We start from the raw sequence: 18,842 nt of genomic DNA, 5'->3' as shown, positions 1-18,842 counted from the left end.
AAACGCATTTATCCGGCTGATTTACTCCGATGCAAAAACATTGGTGGACAAATAGCGATCGCCGCGATCGCAGACAATAAAAACAATGACTGCATTTTCCACTTGTGCGGATAATCTTAGAGCGGCAGTCAGCGCCCCGCCTGATGATATACCTGCAAAAATCCCTTCTTCCCGTGCCAGACGTCGCGTCATTTCCTCCGCTTCCGGTTGCGATACATAAATCATTTCATCCACACGAGACGCATCGAAAATTTTCGGCAAATACGCCGGAGACCATTTCCGAATTCCCGGAATCTGCGCGCCTTCTTCCGGTTGCACGCCGATCACCTTCACTTGCTTTGATTGTTCTTTGAAAAACCTGGAGCACCCCATGATGGTGCCTGTCGTTCCCATACTGCTTACGAAATGCGTAATCGTGCCACTGGTATCCCGCCAAATTTCAGGGGCCGTGCCTTGATAATGCGCCAGCGGATTATCCGGATTGGCAAATTGATCAAGAATATATCCTTGTCCTTCATCGCGCATTTTTTCCGCGACATCGCGGGCTTGCTCCATCCCCCCGGACTTTGGCGTCAAAATGATCTTGGCGCCATAGGCACTCATCGATTGCCGTCTCTCGATACTAAGATTTTCCGGCATGACAAGCACCATCCGATAACCCATCATTGCCGCTACCATTGCCAATGCAATGCCGGTATTCCCACTGGTCGCTTCGATTAAGGTATCGCCCGGTCGTATTTCACCACGTTGCTGCGCATGTAAGACCATCGACAATGCCGGTCTGTCTTTCACCGAACCGGCGGGATTGTTTCCTTCAAGCTTCGCAAGCACTACATTACTGGTTGATCCAGGAAGATGTTTCAGCCTGACTAAAGGGGTATTTCCAACAAAATTCTCAATCGTTTTATGCATGTGTGTCAGGGCTCGCTAATATTTAAGAAACTTTTCCGGATCACTACAGTGCTCCATTTTTTTACCCCAATAAAAAACCCCCTCTGAACATTGCCAGAGGGGGTTTTTGATTTGTGATATCTAAACCGCTACTTCTTCTCAGGAGCCTCTGCGCTTTGTTCCGTTGTAACTGTAACCGTTACCGCATCGCGTATTTGCTTGATAATGCCAGGTCCCACACCAGCAACCTTGGCTAAATCTTCTACCGAAGTAAAAGCGCCATTTTTCTCACGGTACTCAACAATTGCTTTTGCTTTAGCAGGACCGATCCCTTGCAAGGTTTCCAGTTCCGCTTGCGTAGCCGTATTAAGATTGACCGCTGCGAACGCTGTACCAGAGAACAGGAATAGCAGAGTTACAAAAATTAATAATTTCTTCATGGCATCTCCTTTATCAAAAACAAATACTGATGAACGGAATTACGCCCTTCAGTTTTTGTTTGTTAAAAAATACTTACGCCCAAGTTTATATGAACGCAAGTCGGGGTGATAACGGATGCCGCAGAAATTAATTTAGCAACTCACCTCAACAACTTTTAAATTCAGATAGATATATATACTGCACGAACCCTGCCAAATATTCTTAGCAGGGTTAAAACATCCCATCCATTCTAATTAATCAGCTTGTCTTCTTAAAAAAGCTGGAATATCCATTGGATCAACACCTGACTGACGCATCGCTGCGATGGTGGCATTACTTCTCCGGCCCGTTCTCATGACCGCCGGCTCTTCCGCGGAGAAAATTGAATCCCGGTCATCGGTTCCAGTGCGCGTATGTACAACCGTCAATGGAGAACTTTGACCTTGGCTCTGGCTTGCAACGCTGCCCAGTCCCGTAGCTACCAGAGTTACGCGCAGATTATCAGCCATCTCCTCATCGATAACCGTACCGACAATAATCGTTGCATCTTCGGCGGAGAGATCTTTAATGGTGTTCATCACTTCATGAACTTCGCGCATTTTGAGTGACTGGCTCGCGGTGATATTTACTAAGATTCCGCGTGCACCGGTCAAGGATATGTCTTCCAGCAATGGGCTTGAAACCGCACGCTCCGCTGCAACACGCGCACGATCCACGCCCACTGCAACCGCAGAACCCATCATGGCCATGCCCATCTCAGACATCACCGTTTTAACATCGGCAAAATCCACATTCACCAAGCCAGGACAATTAATCACTTCCGCAATACCCGCTACCGCGCCATACAGCACATCGTTGGCCGCTTTGAAAGCGTCGAGCATCGAAATATCATTGCCTAATACCATCATCAGCTTGTCGTTAGGAATCACAATCAACGAATCGACATGTTGCGCCAGCGCTTCCATGCCTGCCTTGGCGGCTATCAAGCGTTTTCCTTCAAATGCAAACGGCTTGCTCACAACGGCAACGGTCAATATGCCCATTTCCCTGGCTACTTGCGCAACAACCGGCGCGGCTCCGGTGCCAGTGCCACCACCCATACCGGCGGTAATGAAAAGCATATCAGCGCCTTGAATCAATTCAGCTATACGATCACGATCTTCCAACGCGGCTTCGCGTCCAATTTCCGGGTTGGCTCCCGCACCCAACCCTTTGGTAATGCCTGTACCTAATTGCAGTACCGTTGGCGCTTTATTACTTTTCAATGCTTGGGCATCAGTATTCATGCTGATAAACTCAACGCCTTGCATGCCGTTCTGAATCATATGATCCACAGCATTGCTGCCGCATCCACCAACGCCGACAACCTTGATGACTGCTTCTTGAGTTTCGTTATTCATGATTTCGAACATATTGTTTCTCCTTTAGTACATTGAAATTAAAGCCGCTTGATTACAAACCCTACCCGTTAATACCCGTAACTTTCCCTCTAAAAATTCCTTTGGAACCACCCTTTCATCCTGGAAAAAATCTGCTTCGCAGAGCCTCCTTGCAATCTTGAACCATGTTGATGCTGCAACTGTTCGATTCCCGCTAAAATTAGCCCGATTCCTGTTGAATAACGCGGGGTGTGGATCACCTCCTTCAGGTTGCCGTGATAATTGGGCAAACCCAACCTTACCGGCATATGAAAGATCTCTTCGCCCAATTCCACCATACCGCGTAACGAAGCGGATCCTCCGGTAATCACGATCCCGGAAGATAGCAGCTCTTCAAATCCGCTGCGGCGCAATTCAGCTTGCACCATGCAATACAGCTCTTCCGCCCGGGGTTCGATGACTTCCGCCAATGTTTGTTTTGAGAGCTGGCGGGATCCGCGGTTACCGACATCCGGAACTTCGACCATCTCGTGCGTATCGGCGAGACTCCTGAGCGCACAGCCATAGCGGCATTTGATATCTTCAGCACTTTTTGTAGGGGTGCGTAACGCCATCGCAATGTCATTGGTAATCTGATCGCCGGCGATTGGAATCACCGCCGTATGCCTTATGGCGCCATGTGTAAATACCGCGATATCGGTCGTGCCGCCACCGATATCCACCAAGCAAACGCCCAAATCCTTTTCATCATCGGATAACACCGCCATCGCGGACGCGAGCGGTTGCAGGATCAAATCGCGCACTTCCAGGCCGCAACGATGAACGCATTTAACGATGTTTTGCGCCGCAGAAACAGCACCGGTGACAATATGCACTTTCACTTCCAAGCGGATGCCGCTCATTCCTACCGGTTCGCGCACATCTTCTTGGCCATCGATGATGAATTCCTGATTCAGCACGTGCAATATTTGCTGGTCGGCAGGTATATTCACGGCCTTCGCCGCTTCCATCACCCGTTCTACGTCTTTCTCGGTGACTTCCTTGTCTTTGATAGGCACCATGCCATTGGAGTTAAATCCTCTGATATGACTGCCGGCTATCCCGGTATACACCTCCTGTATTTTGCAATCCGCCATCAATTCCGCTTCTTCCAGCGCGCGCTGAATGGCATTCACGGTGGTTTCAATATTGGCTACCACGCCCTTTTTTAATCCGCGTGACGGATGGCTGCCCAAACCGATCACTTCAAAACCGCCTTCCGGTATGACTTCCGCGACAATGGCGACAATTTTTGATGTGCCGATATCCAGCCCAACAATCAAATTCCTATTTTCTCTAGCCTTATTCATCTAGTCCCATCTCCCTGGTCTCACGTCTCTCTCCTCGTATCGGATTTACGAGGTACGTGCGGTGTCGTATCAGGCATACGAATCGCAAAACCGTTTGGATAACGCAAATCGACATAGGCCAATGGCCCTTGTTGATTTAACCAAGCGATACTGTGATTGAATACTGAAACATAGCGGGTCAATCGTTCCTCAGTTTCATTCCGGCCCAGCTCCAAGATTGTTCCGGTATCTAATTGAATGCGCCAAGCGTAGCGAGGTGTAAGGCTCAGCTCGGCAATTTTTTGCTGCAATGGCGCTAATATTTGATTAAAGCGCTGATATTGCCGCGTAACCTCCTGCGCACTTGCTTCATTGGGACCTGTAAAAACCGGCAGATCCATATCAGCGCTCACTCGGAACACCTCACCATAAGTATTCACCAGGGCCTGGCTTCCCCAATACGCAAACGCGCGATGTTCTTCCAACGTCACATTCAATCCGTGTGGCCATTCCCTATTAACTTTAGCTTCTCTCACCCATGGTAATTTTACAAAAGCTTCGCGCACAGCGGTTAAATTTACCGAAATAAAATTTCCATCAATCTCATTTTTCACGAGCTGCTCAATTTGTTCATTGGTAACACTCTGTAAAGCCAAATTTTTTGCTTCACCGCGAACAACCTTGATATTAATTTCCTTAATTGGGAAAAATGGCGGCCTGATCAACTGCAGGCTGACGGCGTACAACACCGCGATCACAACCATGCCGATCAAAAGCTTTGATAATAAATCCAATGCGTAAGGATTATTCCACATGCGCCAGTTCCAATATTTTTACTACCAATTCCTCAAAGGAGATTCCAGCAGCCTTAGCAGCCATCGGCACCAAACTATGACTGGTCATCCCGGGCGATGTATTAGCCTCGAGAAAGTAAAACTGGCCCGATGGCGTTAAAATCAAATCAACCCTGCCCCAGCCCTGACAACCCAATACCTGGTAGGCGTGCAGTGCTTGCCTTTGTATTTCTTCTTCCACATCAGACGGTAAGCCGCTGGGGCAAAAATATTTAGTTTCGTTTGAGAAATACTTCGCTTCATAATCGTAAAGATCCCCGGCTATCTCGATTCTGACGACCGGCAAGGGCACATCTCCCAACACCGCCACAGTCAATTCCTGACCGGCAATAAACTCTTCTGCCAGTACCAAAGAATCGTGTTCTGCCGCCAAATGATAGGCAGCTTCCAAATCCTTGCTGTCGAACACTTTACTCAAGCCTATCGTGGATCCTTCGCGTGCCGGCTTGACAATTAGCGGTAGCCCCAGTGCTTCTGCAACCGCAGCAAAATCGCTATCGGCCTGCAGCAGGGCATATCGCGGGGAGAGAATCCCGGCGGCTTGCCAGATCAATTTAGTGCGCCATTTATCCATCGCCAAAGCACTCGCCATCACGCCGCTACCGGTATACGGCAATCTGATCCATTCAAGCACGCCCTGCACCGTTCCATCTTCGCCAAAACGTCCGTGCAGCGTAATGAAAGCCCGTTTAAAACCTTGCTGCATCAACATTTCCAATCCCTGATCGGCTGGATCGAACGGATACGCATCCACCCCGCTGCGTCGCAACGCAGCCAGTACCGCTTCTCCGCTTTGCAACGATATCTCCCGTTCCGCAGATCGGCCGCCCAACAACACCGCAACTTTGCCGAAGTGATCGATTGTCACTATGCCAACCTCCTCGGCTCACCGACGATTCTTACTTCCGGAATCAAGTCGATGGCCATTGCTTTTTTCACCCTGCGTTGCACCATCATGATCAAGGCCTCGATATCCGCTGCGTTAGCATTGCCGGTATTGACGATAAAATTGGCATGCTTCGGTGACACCATGGCTCCTCCCAAGTGGCATCCCTTTAAGCCGCAGGCTTCTATCAATCGTGCGGCAAAATCGCCCGGCGGATTACGAAAAACCGAACCGGCATTCGGTTGATTCAATGGCTGACTGGTCACGCGTTGCGACAGCAATTGCTTAATTTTTTGCCGGGATTCCTCCTGATTACCCAGAGCCAATCTGAAAAACCCGCCGACAAACCATTCTGCCGGGTCTTTTGTGGACTGTTGCTGCAGTTTCACGCTGCGATAACCGATCGCATACTCCGCCGCCTGACGCGCAAAGATGTCACCGCTACGATTGATCACCTTCACCCGCTCAATAAATTCCCAGGTTTCAGATCCATAGCATCCGGCGTTCATCGCCAAAGCACCGCCAATTGTTCCTGGGATTCCGGCCAAGAATTCGGCGCCCGTCAAATCAAGCTTGGCAGCATACCGCGCAACCTTCGCGCAAGCTACGCCGGCGCCCGCATAAACCAGTCCGCTGGATTCATTTCTTTCGATCAACTGCAGATCGTTCAATCGCGCATGTAAAGCAATCACAATACCGCGCAAACCACCATCCCTGATCAGCAAGTTGCTTCCCAAGCCGATCACATAAACCGCTTGATACGGAAACGCCCGCAGAGCATTGGCAAAATCGTCCAGATCCGCCGGAATGTAATACTGATCGGCAACGCCACCCGCACGCCAGGTGACATGATCACGCATCGGTTCACTGAAGCGCATCTCGCCACGCAATTGAACCGCCCCAGCTTCACCGGTCATTCGGTCCATTGGCGCCATAATTGGCCTCGAATCGAGCAACAATGCGGTCATTTCCCATCAAGCCCCTGTTTTAATATCCATTCACAACTGTCAGCTTACTACCCATTTGCGCGATTTGCGGCGCCACTCGCGCCACCGAACCGGCTCCCATCACCAATACCACATCGCCGTCCTGCACTACGCCGAGTACCGCATGCGCCAGCTTATCGACTTCTTCGATGTAAATCGGCTCTACTTTGCCATGCACCCGGATAGCTCGCGCCAGTGATTTACTATCTGCTGCGATGATCGGTTCTTCACCCGCCGGATACACCTCGGTCAACAACAAAAGATCAGCTTGCGACAATACCCGCGTAAAATCTTCAAAAACATCGCGCGTCCGGGTGTAACGATGGGGCTGAAAAACCACCACCAACCGCCTGCCTGGAAATGCGCCGCGCGCCGCTAGAATGGTCGCATCCATTTCTGCCGGGTGATGACCGTAATCATCGACCAAGGAAAAACTTTTATGCACGGACAAGCGGATGTCCCCGAATTGCTGAAACCGCCGTTCTACGCCTCTGAATTCCGCCAGCGCTTTGACGATCGCAGCATCCGGCACGCAGATCTCGTTGGCAACCGCGATCGCCGCCAGTGCATTCTGAATGTTGTGAAGACCGGGCAAATTGAGCGTGATATCCACATGGCGAGCCGAACCGTTGACACCGATCACTGCGGTAAATTTCATTTGATGATGGTGATGTGAAATATTGATCGCACGGACCTGCGCAGTTTCGGAAAGCCCATACGTGGTAATCGGTTTGGTAATCGATGGCATCACTTCGCGGATATTGGCATCGTCCACGCAGATCACCGCCATTCCGTAAAAGGGCAAATGCTGGACGAAATCCACAAAAGTCTGCTTCAGCCGGTTGAAATCGTGCCCGTAGGTTTCCATGTGATCCGCATCGATATTGGTCACAACAGCCAGAACCGGCTGCAAATACAAAAACGATGCATCGGATTCATCGGCTTCGACCACTATGAATTCGCCACTGCCCAGCTTGGCATGACAACCTGCGGCCTCCAGCTTCCCGCCGATGACAAATGTCGGATCCATATCAGCAGCCGCCAATATACTGGCAATCAGGCTGGTTGTCGTAGTTTTTCCATGAGTTCCGGCAATCGCGATTCCGCTGCGTAACCGTAATAATTCAGCCAGCATCATCGCACGCGGCACGACCGGGATATTTTTACTTTTTGCTGCAATTACTTCCGGATTATCCGGCTTGACCGCAGTCGATGCCACCACTACATCGGCGCCGGCGATTTGTTCTTTGGCATGACCGATAAACACTTGAATGCCCAACTTCGATAAGCGCTGCGTCACCTGGTTACTCATCAAATCCGAGCCGCTGACTTGATACCCCAGGTTCACAAAAACCTCCGCGATCCCGCTCATGCCTGCGCCGCCAATACCAACAAAATGAATGTGTTTTACTTTATGCTTCATGAAGGGCTCCGCTTAATTCGATACATGCTTGCGCGACAACTTGAGTAGCTTCAGGTTTTGCCTGGCTGCGTGCGGCCTTTGCCATCTCGAGCAGTTTTTCCCGTGTGATGCTCATCAACAAATCCGCCAATTTCTTAGCATCCAGCTCCGCTTGCGGCAAAAGCACCGCAGCCCCTCGACTGGAGAGAAACCGCGCATTTGCGGTTTGGTGATCGTCCACCGCATGCGGATACGGCACCAGAATGCTGGCAACCCCTGCGGCGCTTAATTCGGCAACCGTTAACGCACCTGCACGGCACACTACCAGATCCGACAGGGCGTAGCGTTTGGCAATGTCCTCAATGAACGCCACAACATCCACTTGCAGATGCAAATCGGCATAGACTTTTTTAACTTTTTCCCAATGAGCGGCGCCGGTCTGATGTACAACGATTGGGCGCAAATGTTCCGGAATAAGTTTGAGCGCTTGGGGAACAGTATCATTCAGGATTTGCGCCCCCAGACTGCCACCCATCACCAGCACGTGCAAATTTCCTTGCCGTTCCCGATAGCGATGTTCCGGCGCATCTATCTGCGCAATCTCGGCGCGCACCGGATTTCCTGACCACACGGCGTTGCCCTTTCCAGTTTGTAAAGCATCGGGGAATCCGAGAAAAACTTTTTCTGCCAGCTTTGCCAGAATTTTATTGGTTAATCCGGGTACCGAATTTTGTTCATGGATCACCAGCGGTTTATTCAGCAATGATGACATCATGCCACCTGGGAATGCCGGATAACCGCCCATTCCCAGCACCACATCGGGCTTAACCCGCTGGATAATGCGCAGGCTCTGCAAAAATGCCCTGAGCAAACGCCACGGCAATAATGCCCAAGTCAGCAACCGCTTGCCGCGTAATCCTGAAAAATTGATCACCTCGGTCTGATAACCCCTTTGCGGCACCAGTTTTAACTCCATTCCCGCTTCGGTTCCCAACCACACCACATGCCAACCGGCCTGCCGCAGATAGTCGGCTACCGCCAGACCCGGAAAAACGTGCCCGCCGGTTCCGCCCGCCATAATCAGGATAGTGCGCGTATTCATACGTTCAGTCCCCGCAAGCGCTGCCTGTTTTCCCAATCGATCCGCAGCAAAACCGCCAGCGCGATGCAAATCGCTGTAATACTGCTGCCGCCGAAACTTAGCAAAGGCAATGTGAGTCCTTTGGTCGGTAAAACCCCCATATTGACGCCCATATTGATCAGTGCCTGCACACCGATCCAGATGCCGATCCCTTGCGCCACCAGTGCGGAAAAAGGACTTCCCAACTTGGCGGCCAGACGCCCGATCACAAAAGCGCGGGTTATGAGCCAGATAAATAGCACAATCACCGTAGCCACACCCACAAAACCGAGTTCTTCGGCAAGTACCGACAGCAAGAAATCGGTGTGCGCCTCCGGCAAGTAGAATAACTTCTCGACGCTGCCGCCCAAGCCCACACCAAGCCACTCACCACGGCCAAACGCAATCAACGCGTGGCTCAATTGATACCCTTTGCCGTATGGATCCGCCCACGGATCCATGAACGCAATGACCCGATTCAACCGGTATGGTGAACTCAAAATTAATTCGTAGAGACCAATCGCCAGGATACTGATCAAGCTGATAAAGATTTTCAGACTGACACCGCCGAGAAACAGGATCGACATAGCCAGCGCCGTCACTACAAAGAATGCCCCGAAATCAGGCTCCAGCAGCAATAAAGCGCCGACAACCGATAACACCGCGGTTATTGGCAAAAAGCCTTTGAAAAAAGAATTAAGGTCGATCACCTTGCGATTGACGTAATCCGCCGCATACAACACCATGCAGAATTTCATGTATTCCGATGGTTGAATATTAACCACGTACAACGATATCCAGCGTTGACTGCCATTCACCTCATGACCGATACCCGGAATCAGCACCAACACCAGCATCAACAAACAGATCATGAGCAAATAAGTCACATATTTTTGCCATACCTGCATGGGCACCTGGAAAGCGATCACCCCCAGCAACAGGCCGACTCCGAGATATGCGCTATGCCGCAACAGGTAATGTCCTGCGCGATCGGCTCCGAATTGCGCTTCTGCAATCGCAATCGAAGCAGAATAAATCATTACCAAGCCAATACTCAGCAGCAACAGTGCCGACCAGACCAGCGCCTGATCAAAATCACTCATGACTCTCGGTTTTTGGCTGTTAGCTTGATAAATCATTGCTTAATGCTTCTTTTGTCCAAAACTGAAAAATTTGTTCTCAATATCCTTAACTGCTGCTACGAATACTTCCGCCCGATGGATATAATTCCTGAACATGTCAAAACTGGCGCACGCAGGCGAAAGCAGCACCACATCACCCGCTTGCGCCAATAAGAAGCTTTTCTGCATCGCTTCTTCCATCGTAACCGCAAAATGCAACGGAACCCCGCAATCTTTCAATTCATTGGCGATAATCCCTGCGTCACGGCCAATCAGCACCACCGCCCTGGCATTATTGGCCACAGCATCGCGCATTAACGAAAAATCCTGCCCTTTACCATCCCCGCCGGCGATTAAAATGACATTTTTTCTCATGCCTTTTAGGGCTGCGATCGTTGCCCCTACATTGGTACTCTTGGAATCATCAAAGAAAGTCACGCCATTGAATGCTGCAACCTTTTCCATCCGGTGCGGCAAGCCGCGGAATTCGCGTAAAGCCGCTAATAATGGTTCCAGCGGGAGCGCCAGTGCGCGGCAGATTGCCAATGCAGCCAGCGCGTTAGTGGCATTGTGCAAACCATTGACGACGAGCTCGCTGGTTTTCATCAGCAGCCGGTCACCTTCCATCAACCACAGATCATCGCCATTATGCTGCATGCCGAAATCCGATGGCGTCGGTGCAATATCCACTCCGAAAGAGATGTGCCTCCGTCCCGCTAGCGCCATGCTCTTAACTACCGGGTCGTCACGGTTTAATATCTGTACGCCAACACCTTCTTCTTCGTGCAGAAAAATCCTTGCTTTGGCAGCAGTGTAGTCTTGCATATCGGCATAGCGATCCAGGTGATCTTCGCTTACATTCAGAACGGCTGCTACATCGGCATTCAGATTATGCGTGGTTTCCAATTGAAAGCTGGAAACTTCCAGCACCCACGCTTCCGGCCAATCACCGGCATCGATCCGGTGCAACAGCGCATCCAAAACCGCAGGACCAATATTGCCAGCCACTTCGACATTCCAGCCCGATTTTTTCAACATCGCGCCCACCATCGAGGTCACCGTGGTTTTCCCGTTCGATCCGGTTATAGCCAGCACTTTCGGCTTCGGCAAATCCAGTTCTTCCAGCGCCCACGAGAACAGCACCATATCGCCAATTACCGGCAACCCTTGTTTTACCGCTTGCTGGACGCAAGGATCCGCAACCGGCACACCCGGGCTGATCGCGATCATTTCAATGTCCTCCAAAATGGCATTGTCGAATTTACCGGTAAAAGTTTTCACCTGCGGATATTTTTCCTTTACTTCCTGCAATGCCGGAGGCTGCTGGCGGCTGTCAGCAATGCGCACGTCCGCGCCTTGCCGTATCAGCCACTTCATCATGGATAAACCAGTTTCGCCCATTCCAAGCACCAAGATTTTTTTACCTCTTACATTCATCGGTTCATCTTAATTTCAATGTCGACAGACCTATCAATACCAAAATAATGGTGATAATCCAGAAGCGCACGACCACTTGATTCTCTTTCCAGCCTTTCAATTCAAAATGATGATGTAGCGGCGCCATGCGAAACACGCGCCGCCCCAACAATTTAAACGATGCCACTTGCAACATCACCGATAGCGCTTCCACAACGAAAACGCCCCCCATGATCACCAGCACGATTTCCTGGCGCACAATCACGGTCACCACCCCCAATGCGGCGCCTAACGCCAACGCGCCGACATCGCCCATGAACACTTCCGCGGGATAAGCGTTAAACCAAAGAAACGCCAAACCTGCGCCGGCCATTGCTCCGCAAAATACCGACAATTCTCCAACGTTGGGGATATAAGGAATACCTAAATACTTGGCAAACACCACATGACCGGTGACATAAGCAAAAACCGCGAGCGCGCTGCTGATCATGACCGTCGGCATGATCGCCAATCCGTCCAGCCCATCGGTCAGGTTCACCGCATTACTGGTACCGACAATGACAAAATAGGTCAACACGACAAACCCGATTGTCCCCAAAGAAATCGCCACTTCCTTAAAAAAGGGCACGATCATATCGGTTTGTTCCGGCAATTCAGCGGTAGAAACCAGATACATCGCCACGCCGGTAGCGATAACCGATTGCCAGAAGAATTTTGATTTCGCCGAAAGACCCTTCGGATTACGATGCACGACCTTGCGATAATCGTCGATCCAGCCTATCACGCCAAAACCCAGGGTGGTTAACAGAACCACCCAGATATAGCGATTACTCAGATCCGACCACAGCAAGGTGGTCAAAACGATCGACATCAGGATTAACGCGCCTCCCATTGTCGGGGTGCCCATTTTTACCAGATGCGTCTGCGGACCGTCATCACGCACGGATTGTCCGATCTTGTAGGCGGTCAGCTTGCGTATCATATACGGGCCGATAATGAACGATAGCACCAGCGCGGTTAATGTCGCCATGACTGTTCGCAGGGTGATGTAGCTAAAAACATTGAATGCTCGAATATCCTGTGCCAACCATTGCGATAATGTCAGCAGCATGGCAGCCCCTCTGGCTGTTCCAACTGTTTAACCACCCGTTCCATATGCATAAAGCGTGAACCTTTCACCAGCAAAGTGACATCCTCTGCCAGTAAATTCTCAGTAACGCCCAGCAATTCATCGATCGATTCGAAATGCCGCGCGCCTTTACCGAACTCTTCCGCAGCATAGACACTCAATTCGCCCAAGGTTAACAATTGATCCAATCCGGCATTGCGCGCATCGCGTCCGATGGTGCGATGTAAATCAATCGCCGAATGGCCCAGCTCTCCCATATCACCCAGCACCAATATTTTTTTACCTTTCGCGGCGGCCAATACCGCCAATGCCGCTCTCACCGAATCAGGATTAGCGTTATAGGTATCGTCGATCAGCAACGCATGATGCAAACCGCATTTCTTCTGCAAGCGTCCCTGAACTCCACGGAACGACTCCAATCCGGCGGCAATCGATGCATTCGTTATGCCGATTGCATAGGTAGCGGCGGCAGCTGCTAACGCATTGTAGATATTGTGTTTTCCTAATGCGTACAGTTTTAATTCTACAGTTCCGCCTGGCAAATGAAACTGCATTTGATTGTTTTCCAGTCCGGTTTGAAACTGCGCGCGCACTTGCGCTGGTTCCTGTAAACCAAAATCGATGATTTGACGGTCACCGGCCAGCTCCCGCCACAATGCGGCATAGGGATCATCGGCATTGATAACTGCAATTCCTTGCGGCCCCAGTCCGTTGAATATTTCTCCCTTGGCTTGCGCTACGGCTGCAATGGAGCCTAGACCCTCGATATGCGCTGATCCGGCATTGGTAATCACCGCGACATCGGGTCTGGTCAATTTCGTCAAGTAAGCAATTTCACCGACATGATTCATGCCCATTTCAATCACGGCATAGCGATGGTGATGCCGCATCCGCAGTAGCATTTGCGGCACGCCGATATCGTTATTCAGATTGCCCTCGGTGGCCAGCACTCCTTCGTTCTGCCCGGCAAGCAAAGTGAATTCCGCCGCTGTTGCTTTGCGCAATATGGCTGCGATCATTTCTTTGGTGGTGGTTTTTCCGTTACTGCCGGTAACACCGATCACCGGCATTACAAAGCGATTCCGCCATTGTGCCGCCAGCCGTCCCAAACCCACCCGCGTATCCGTCACGCGGATCAATGGATAATCCTGCGGCAGATCAGCACTCGCGGTTGTCAGCGGAATCATCGCGGCGACCGCGCCTTTAAGTTTGGCGCTCTGCACGAAACGGCTGCCGTCGAATTTCTCACCGGTTAATGCCACGAAGAGATCGCCTGCTGCAAGCGTGCGGCTGTCGGTACTGACTCCCTTAATCAGCGCATCCAGGCCGTTCCACTCGGCTTGCAGGATCGATGCGGCTTCATGAACCGTCATCATGGCTGCACCCGCACCTTTTCGGCCACATCTTTCAATACTTGCTGCACCACATCCGCATCACTAAATGGAATTTTCTTACCTTTGATTTCCTGGAATTTTTCATGGCCTTTGCCGGCAATCAGGACAATGTCCCCTTTGCGCGCATTGGCGATGGCTTGATAGATTGCCAGCGCTCGTTCTATTTCAATTTGGTAATTCGTTTTCGCGGTGCCGTCAACAATTTCTTTAATAATCCCCATGGGATCTTCCGAACGCGGATTGTCGCTGGTAAAAATAACCTCATCCGCCAGCCGGGTTGCAACCTCTCCGATCAACGCGCGTTTTCCTCTATCGCGATCGCCGCCGCAGCCGACTACGCTAAACAATCTTCCTCGTTTTGTTATTTCGCCGGTTTGGTTCATTGTCCGCAATAATTCCCGCAAGGTGCACAGTACCTTCTCCAGAGCATCGGGAGTATGCGCGTAATCCACTATGACAATCGGCTGGTCAACCCCTCCGTATTTCTCCATCCTTCCCGGTATGGGTTGCACAGATTGAAGCGCCCGGACCACATCGGGCAATCGAATTCCGCTTGCCAGCAACGCCGCAGCGACTGCAAGCAAATTGGATGCATTGAATTTACCCAGCAAACCGACTTTTAAATGTCCGTGATTATCCTCAAATTCGATATCAAACTCCAGCCCATCGATATCAAATTTTAGATTGGAACCATAGACCATACTCAATGAATCGGGATAACGCTTTTCCGGGTAGTAAAAGCCGTAACCCAGGATTTTTGTCGATTTATCAGTGATCTGCCGTGATAACTCAACACCCAGCACATCATCCATATTGATCACCGCGTATTTTAATCCCGGCCAGAAAAACAAGCGCGCCTTGGCGGCAGCATAGGCATCCATATCCTGATGATAATCCAGATGGTCGCGCGATAAATTGGTCAGCATCGCGATGGATAAAGCCGTACCGTTGATCCGTCCTTGCACCAGGCCATGCGAAGAAACTTCCATCACGGCAGCTTGCGCGCCTTGTTCGACATATTGCGCTAACGATCGCTGCAGTACCGTCGCATCGGGCGTGGTATTTTCCGAAATATCCAGATCGCCGCAAAATCCGCTGCCAAGCGTCCCAATCACGGCGGTTTTCCTTCCCAAGCTCGACATTGCTTGCGCATACCAATGACTGCAAGAGGTTTTACCGTTCGTCCCGGTAATTCCGACCATCCATAATTTTTCCGATGGATGCCCATAAACATGGCTGGCAATCAACCCGGCATTCGCCCTTAATGATTCGATCGGCAACGAGGGTATATGCCAATTCGGATTCCAGGAAAAATTGTGCGGATCCCATAATATCGCATTGGCGCCCGCCATTATTGCCTGCGGGATGTATTTCCGGCCATCGGTTGTCTCACCCGCGTACGCCAGGAATGTATCCCCGGGTTTTACTTTCCGGCTGTCAACAACCAGATTTTTGATCACAACCCCCAATTCATCAATTCGCTGGGGATCAAACACGCTTGGTGTGTTTCGATTTGCCGTCATTACGCTCATCCCTCGTCACCTATTTCCGGCGTTGCGGTAAAAGTAATGACATTGTTTGCGGGCGCATCGGGCGGTATATTCAAAATGCGCAACGCGCTTGACATTACCCTGTTGAAAACCGGAGCTGCGACTGCGCCACCGAAATACTTACCTGCGGAAGGTTCATCGATCATCACCGCAATAATCAGGCGCGGATTCGATACCGGAGCAAAACCAACAAACGTTGAGATATAGCGTTTGTTAGCATAATTGCCATCAACCAGTTTATGCGCCGTTCCGGTTTTACCGGCAACACGGTATCCGCTGATTTGCGCCAATGGCGCAGTTCCGCCAGGTTTCGTCGCCATTTCCAGCATCTGGCTCATGGCCGTAGCGGTATCACGGGAAATAACCCGCTGTCCCATCACCGGCATGTTTTGTTTCAATAGCGAAACCGGCTTCAATTCGCCACCGCTGGCAAAGATTGTGTAGGCTCGGGCCAATTGCATCAGGCTGGTGGAAATGCCGTGTCCGTATGACATGGTGGCTTGTTCGATCGGACGCCATTTGTTGTAAGGCCGAAGAATGCCGCTGGCTTCACCGGGAAAACCGGAGTTAGTCAAGGCGCCGAAACCGGAGCGATTAAACATTTCCCACATGGTCTGCGGTTCCAGAGACAATGCGATCTTGGCAGTTCCGACGTTGCTCGATTGCTGAATGATTTGCGCAACCGTCAGATCGCCTTTGTTGCTCACATCCCGAATGGTTTTTTTACCGACTTGCCACGTCCCCGGTGCTGTATGAAATACGGTATTCGAGTTTACTTTTCCGACTTCCATCGCCATCGCCACGGTAAATGGCTTTAACGTCGAGCCGGGTTCAAAAGTGTCGATTAATGCCCGATTACGAAGTCTTTCATTGGTGATCGACGACCGCCGGTTTGGATTGTAGGCGGGCAGATTGGTGAGCGCCAAAATCTCCCCGGTTTGCGCATCCAGCACAACGATGCTGCCGGCTTTGGCGCGATTTTCCAGAACCGCGTTTTTCAATTCCGCATGCGCACGATATTGAATCCTGCGGTCAATCGATAACACCAGATCTTGACCGGGCTTGGGCGGGCGGATGTTTTCGACATCTTCAATAATCTGGCCTTTGTTGTCCTTCAATACCCGGCGGCGGCCCAGCTCACCCGCGAGCAAATCCTGCCAGCCGCGTTCGACGCCTTCCTGACCTTCGTCATTAATATCGGTGAATCCCAAAACATGCGCGGCAAACTCGCTTTCCGGATAATAACGCTTGGATTCATAGAGCAAATGGATCCCGCGGATCTTCAACTTCATGATTTTCTCGGCGGTATCCGGGACAATATGCCGCTTAAGATAGACAAAACGTCTGTTTTCTTTATTGATCAGCGCATTGATTTCTGCGCTATCCATCTCCAGCAAACGCGCTAAATGCTTGAGTTTCTCTGGATCGATTTCGATCATTTTCGGATCGGCATAAATCGAAGCGACCGGTGAGCTGATCGCTAGAATATGGCCATTGCGATCGGTAATCATGCCACGGTCCGCATTCATCTCGACAACCCGGCTATAGCGCGACTCTCCTTTCTTCTGCAAGAAGTCGTTGTGCATGCCCTGAAGATACGCCGCGCGCACCGCCAGACTGATAAGACCGAGCGCCAATAGGCTGAATAGCAGGATCGAACGCCATGCCGACAATTTGATTTGCGGGATCGCGGTTTTCATCTTAATCATCACGCCCTCCTGCTTTGGATCGATCTTCGGCGACGTTAATCGACACGATCTGAATACTCGAAGCTGGTGGCACCACCATCTTCAAATGTTCTTTCGCGATCTGTTCGATACGTCCATGCATGATTAAAGTACTTTGCTCCAGTTGTAATCGACCCCATTCAACTTCCAGTTTCTGCTCGATCTCTTTTTCTTTCTCCAATGCCATGAAAAGCTTGCGCACGCTGTGCTGCGATGTCACCACTCCCAGAGCGCATACGATCAGTATCAAGACAAAAAAAATATTCAACTTAAACATTCCGCCGATCCGTCAAATTGAATCTTTTCAGCCACACGCATCACCGCACTCCTTGCCCGGACATTTTCCGCCACTTCCAACGCACCGGGGCGAATTGCCTTACCGACCATCCGCAACGATTGCTTGCTAAATCTTTTCAGTTCGCTTTGCCGCAACGGCACGCCACGTGGCAGCTCGTCCGCGCTCGCTGCTTTCCGCATAAACTGTTTCACCATCCGGTCTTCCAGCGAATGGAAGCTGATCACCACCAACCGTCCGCCCGGCTTCAATATGTCCACACTCTGCGGTAACACCTGCGCCAGCTCCTCCAGCTCCCGGTTGAGATAAATCCGTATCGCTTGAAAGGTTCGCGTCGCCGGATGCTTGCCATGCTCGCCTTCACGTTGTTTGACGCGCACCACTGTCGCAACAATTCCGGCAAGCTGGCTCGTCGTAACAATCGGTTGCTGCACTCGCGCCGCCACAATTGCCCGCGCGATGGATTTTGCAAACCGTTCCTCGCCGTATTCCCTAATTACTTGTTCCAATTGCTCCGCAGTCACCACCGCCAGCCATTCCGCCGCCGTTTCACCGGCGGATGTATCCATGCGCATATCCAGTGGCCCGCTCGCACGAAAACTGAAACCGCGCGATATTTCTTCCAATTGTGGGGACGACACGCCCAAATCCAGCAAGATGCCATCAACCTGAGTCACACCAAGCATCTCTACCACCTGCCGCATTTGCGAGAAACTGCCGTGGCGTATGCAAAACCGAGAATCCTCAATTGCTTCCGCCGCTTTGACCGCCGCAGGATCTCTATCCAGCGCAATCAACCGGCCGCGCTCACCCAATTTTGACAAAATCAGGCGGCTATGCCCGCCGCGGCCAAAGGTTGCATCCACGTATACACCCTCCGGCTTGACCGCCAAGGCATCAACGGCTTCATGCAACAATACCGGCTTATGCATCCGCTGCTTTTT

At 51.0% G+C, this 18,842-nt stretch carries 17 protein-coding genes; all 17 read right to left on the bottom strand.

Features of this window, described 5'->3' with window-relative positions; all coding sequences use genetic code 11:
* Window positions 1–21 precede the first annotated feature (21 nt).
* The 17 genes from cysM to rsmH all read right to left on the bottom strand — a co-directional run bounded on the left by cysM (window position 22) and on the right by rsmH (window position 18,830).
* Window positions 22–912: a cysteine synthase CysM gene (gene cysM / locus ACV7NC_RS10580; RefSeq protein ID WP_458152541.1), complete on the bottom strand. Its 891-nt coding sequence runs from the start codon at window positions 910–912 to the stop codon at window positions 22–24.
* A 128-nt stretch (window positions 913–1,040) separates the two neighbouring features.
* Complete coding sequence (locus ACV7NC_RS10575; protein WP_458152540.1) at window positions 1,041–1,331, bottom strand: ComEA family DNA-binding protein; 291 nt, start codon at window positions 1,329–1,331, stop codon at window positions 1,041–1,043.
* A 234-nt stretch (window positions 1,332–1,565) separates the two neighbouring features.
* Window positions 1,566–2,723, bottom strand: coding sequence for a cell division protein FtsZ (ftsZ, locus tag ACV7NC_RS10570; RefSeq protein ID WP_458152539.1), 1,158 nt, complete (start codon window positions 2,721–2,723; stop codon window positions 1,566–1,568).
* A 77-nt stretch (window positions 2,724–2,800) separates the two neighbouring features.
* Window positions 2,801–4,039, bottom strand: coding sequence for a cell division protein FtsA (ftsA, locus tag ACV7NC_RS10565; RefSeq protein WP_458152538.1), 1,239 nt, complete (start codon window positions 4,037–4,039; stop codon window positions 2,801–2,803).
* Window positions 4,040–4,059: 20 nt separating this feature from the next.
* Complete coding sequence (locus ACV7NC_RS10560; protein WP_458152537.1) at window positions 4,060–4,833, bottom strand: cell division protein FtsQ/DivIB; 774 nt, start codon at window positions 4,831–4,833, stop codon at window positions 4,060–4,062.
* Window positions 4,823–5,740, bottom strand: a complete 918-nt coding sequence (locus tag ACV7NC_RS10555; protein WP_458152536.1) for a D-alanine--D-alanine ligase — start codon at window positions 5,738–5,740, stop codon at window positions 4,823–4,825. The genes ACV7NC_RS10560 and ACV7NC_RS10555 overlap by 11 nt, the downstream gene beginning before the upstream one ends.
* Window positions 5,740–6,693: a UDP-N-acetylmuramate dehydrogenase gene (murB, locus tag ACV7NC_RS10550; RefSeq protein WP_458152535.1), complete on the bottom strand. Its 954-nt coding sequence runs from the start codon at window positions 6,691–6,693 to the stop codon at window positions 5,740–5,742. Before murB ends, ACV7NC_RS10555 begins: the two co-directional genes overlap by 1 nt.
* A 52-nt stretch (window positions 6,694–6,745) precedes the next feature.
* Window positions 6,746–8,167 carry a UDP-N-acetylmuramate--L-alanine ligase gene (gene murC / locus ACV7NC_RS10545; RefSeq protein WP_458152534.1) on the bottom strand — a complete coding sequence of 474 codons (1,422 nt, stop codon included), beginning with the start codon at window positions 8,165–8,167 and terminating at the stop codon, window positions 6,746–6,748.
* Window positions 8,157–9,248 (bottom strand): undecaprenyldiphospho-muramoylpentapeptide beta-N-acetylglucosaminyltransferase, encoded by a 1,092-nt coding sequence (murG, locus tag ACV7NC_RS10540; protein WP_458152533.1) that lies wholly within the window; start codon window positions 9,246–9,248, stop codon window positions 8,157–8,159. The genes murC and murG overlap by 11 nt, the downstream gene beginning before the upstream one ends.
* The gene (gene ftsW / locus ACV7NC_RS10535; RefSeq protein ID WP_458152532.1) at window positions 9,245–10,405 is read right to left on the bottom strand and encodes a putative lipid II flippase FtsW; all 1,161 of its coding nucleotides are present in this window, start codon (window positions 10,403–10,405) and stop codon (window positions 9,245–9,247) included. Before ftsW ends, murG begins: the two co-directional genes overlap by 4 nt.
* A gap of 3 nt (window positions 10,406–10,408) precedes the next feature.
* Window positions 10,409–11,824 (bottom strand): UDP-N-acetylmuramoyl-L-alanine--D-glutamate ligase, encoded by a 1,416-nt coding sequence (gene murD / locus ACV7NC_RS10530; RefSeq protein ID WP_458152531.1) that lies wholly within the window; start codon window positions 11,822–11,824, stop codon window positions 10,409–10,411.
* 4 nt (window positions 11,825–11,828) lie between these two features.
* Entirely contained in the window at window positions 11,829–12,914 is a 1,086-nt protein-coding gene (gene mraY, locus ACV7NC_RS10525; RefSeq protein ID WP_458152530.1) for a phospho-N-acetylmuramoyl-pentapeptide-transferase, read from the bottom strand.
* Complete coding sequence (locus ACV7NC_RS10520; RefSeq protein WP_458152529.1) at window positions 12,905–14,308, bottom strand: UDP-N-acetylmuramoyl-tripeptide--D-alanyl-D-alanine ligase; 1,404 nt, start codon at window positions 14,306–14,308, stop codon at window positions 12,905–12,907. Before ACV7NC_RS10520 ends, mraY begins: the two co-directional genes overlap by 10 nt.
* Complete coding sequence (locus ACV7NC_RS10515) at window positions 14,305–15,849, bottom strand: UDP-N-acetylmuramoyl-L-alanyl-D-glutamate--2,6-diaminopimelate ligase (protein WP_458152528.1); 1,545 nt, start codon at window positions 15,847–15,849, stop codon at window positions 14,305–14,307. The genes ACV7NC_RS10520 and ACV7NC_RS10515 overlap by 4 nt, the downstream gene beginning before the upstream one ends.
* 5 nt (window positions 15,850–15,854) lie before the next feature.
* The gene (locus ACV7NC_RS10510; RefSeq protein WP_458152527.1) at window positions 15,855–17,585 is read right to left on the bottom strand and encodes a peptidoglycan D,D-transpeptidase FtsI family protein; all 1,731 of its coding nucleotides are present in this window, start codon (window positions 17,583–17,585) and stop codon (window positions 15,855–15,857) included.
* Window positions 17,578–17,880 (bottom strand): cell division protein FtsL, encoded by a 303-nt coding sequence (gene ftsL, locus ACV7NC_RS10505; RefSeq protein ID WP_458152526.1) that lies wholly within the window; start codon window positions 17,878–17,880, stop codon window positions 17,578–17,580. The genes ACV7NC_RS10510 and ftsL overlap by 8 nt, the downstream gene beginning before the upstream one ends.
* On the bottom strand, window positions 17,868–18,830 hold the full coding sequence (gene rsmH, locus ACV7NC_RS10500; protein WP_458152524.1) for a 16S rRNA (cytosine(1402)-N(4))-methyltransferase RsmH: 963 nt from the start codon (window positions 18,828–18,830) through the stop codon (window positions 17,868–17,870). Before rsmH ends, ftsL begins: the two co-directional genes overlap by 13 nt.
* Between the last annotated feature and the right edge of the window lie 12 nt (window positions 18,831–18,842).

It is taken from the genome of Nitrosomonas limosa (assembly GCF_054188085.1).
Note: the sequence above shows the minus strand (reverse complement) of the source record. Positions and strands in the feature narration are given on the sequence as shown.

Bases quoted from the DNA above. Each gene is read 5' to 3' on its own strand.
- rsmH (WP_458152524.1), bottom strand. From the start codon at position 18,830: ATGCATAAGCCGGTATTGTTGCATGAAGCCGTTGATGCCTTGGCGGTC.
- ftsL (WP_458152526.1), bottom strand. From the start codon at position 17,880: ATGTTTAAGTTGAATATTTTTTTTGTCTTGATACTGATCGTATGCGCT.
- ACV7NC_RS10560 (WP_458152537.1), bottom strand. From the start codon at position 4,833: ATGTGGAATAATCCTTACGCATTGGATTTATTATCAAAGCTTTTGATC.
- ACV7NC_RS10510 (WP_458152527.1), bottom strand. From the start codon at position 17,585: ATGATTAAGATGAAAACCGCGATCCCGCAAATCAAATTGTCGGCATGG.
- mraY (WP_458152530.1), bottom strand. From the start codon at position 12,914: ATGCTGCTGACATTATCGCAATGGTTGGCACAGGATATTCGAGCATTC.
- ACV7NC_RS10520 (WP_458152529.1), bottom strand. From the start codon at position 14,308: ATGATGACGGTTCATGAAGCCGCATCGATCCTGCAAGCCGAGTGGAAC.
- ACV7NC_RS10575 (WP_458152540.1), bottom strand. From the start codon at position 1,331: ATGAAGAAATTATTAATTTTTGTAACTCTGCTATTCCTGTTCTCTGGT.
- cysM (WP_458152541.1), bottom strand. From the start codon at position 912: ATGCATAAAACGATTGAGAATTTTGTTGGAAATACCCCTTTAGTCAGG.
- ftsA (WP_458152538.1), bottom strand. From the start codon at position 4,039: ATGAATAAGGCTAGAGAAAATAGGAATTTGATTGTTGGGCTGGATATC.
- murC (WP_458152534.1), bottom strand. From the start codon at position 8,167: ATGAAGCATAAAGTAAAACACATTCATTTTGTTGGTATTGGCGGCGCA.
- murB (WP_458152535.1), bottom strand. From the start codon at position 6,693: ATGGCGCCAATGGACCGAATGACCGGTGAAGCTGGGGCGGTTCAATTG.
- murG (WP_458152533.1), bottom strand. From the start codon at position 9,248: ATGAATACGCGCACTATCCTGATTATGGCGGGCGGAACCGGCGGGCAC.
- murD (WP_458152531.1), bottom strand. From the start codon at position 11,824: ATGAATGTAAGAGGTAAAAAAATCTTGGTGCTTGGAATGGGCGAAACT.
- ftsZ (WP_458152539.1), bottom strand. From the start codon at position 2,723: ATGTTCGAAATCATGAATAACGAAACTCAAGAAGCAGTCATCAAGGTT.
- ftsW (WP_458152532.1), bottom strand. From the start codon at position 10,405: ATGATTTATCAAGCTAACAGCCAAAAACCGAGAGTCATGAGTGATTTT.
- ACV7NC_RS10515 (WP_458152528.1), bottom strand. From the start codon at position 15,849: ATGACGGCAAATCGAAACACACCAAGCGTGTTTGATCCCCAGCGAATT.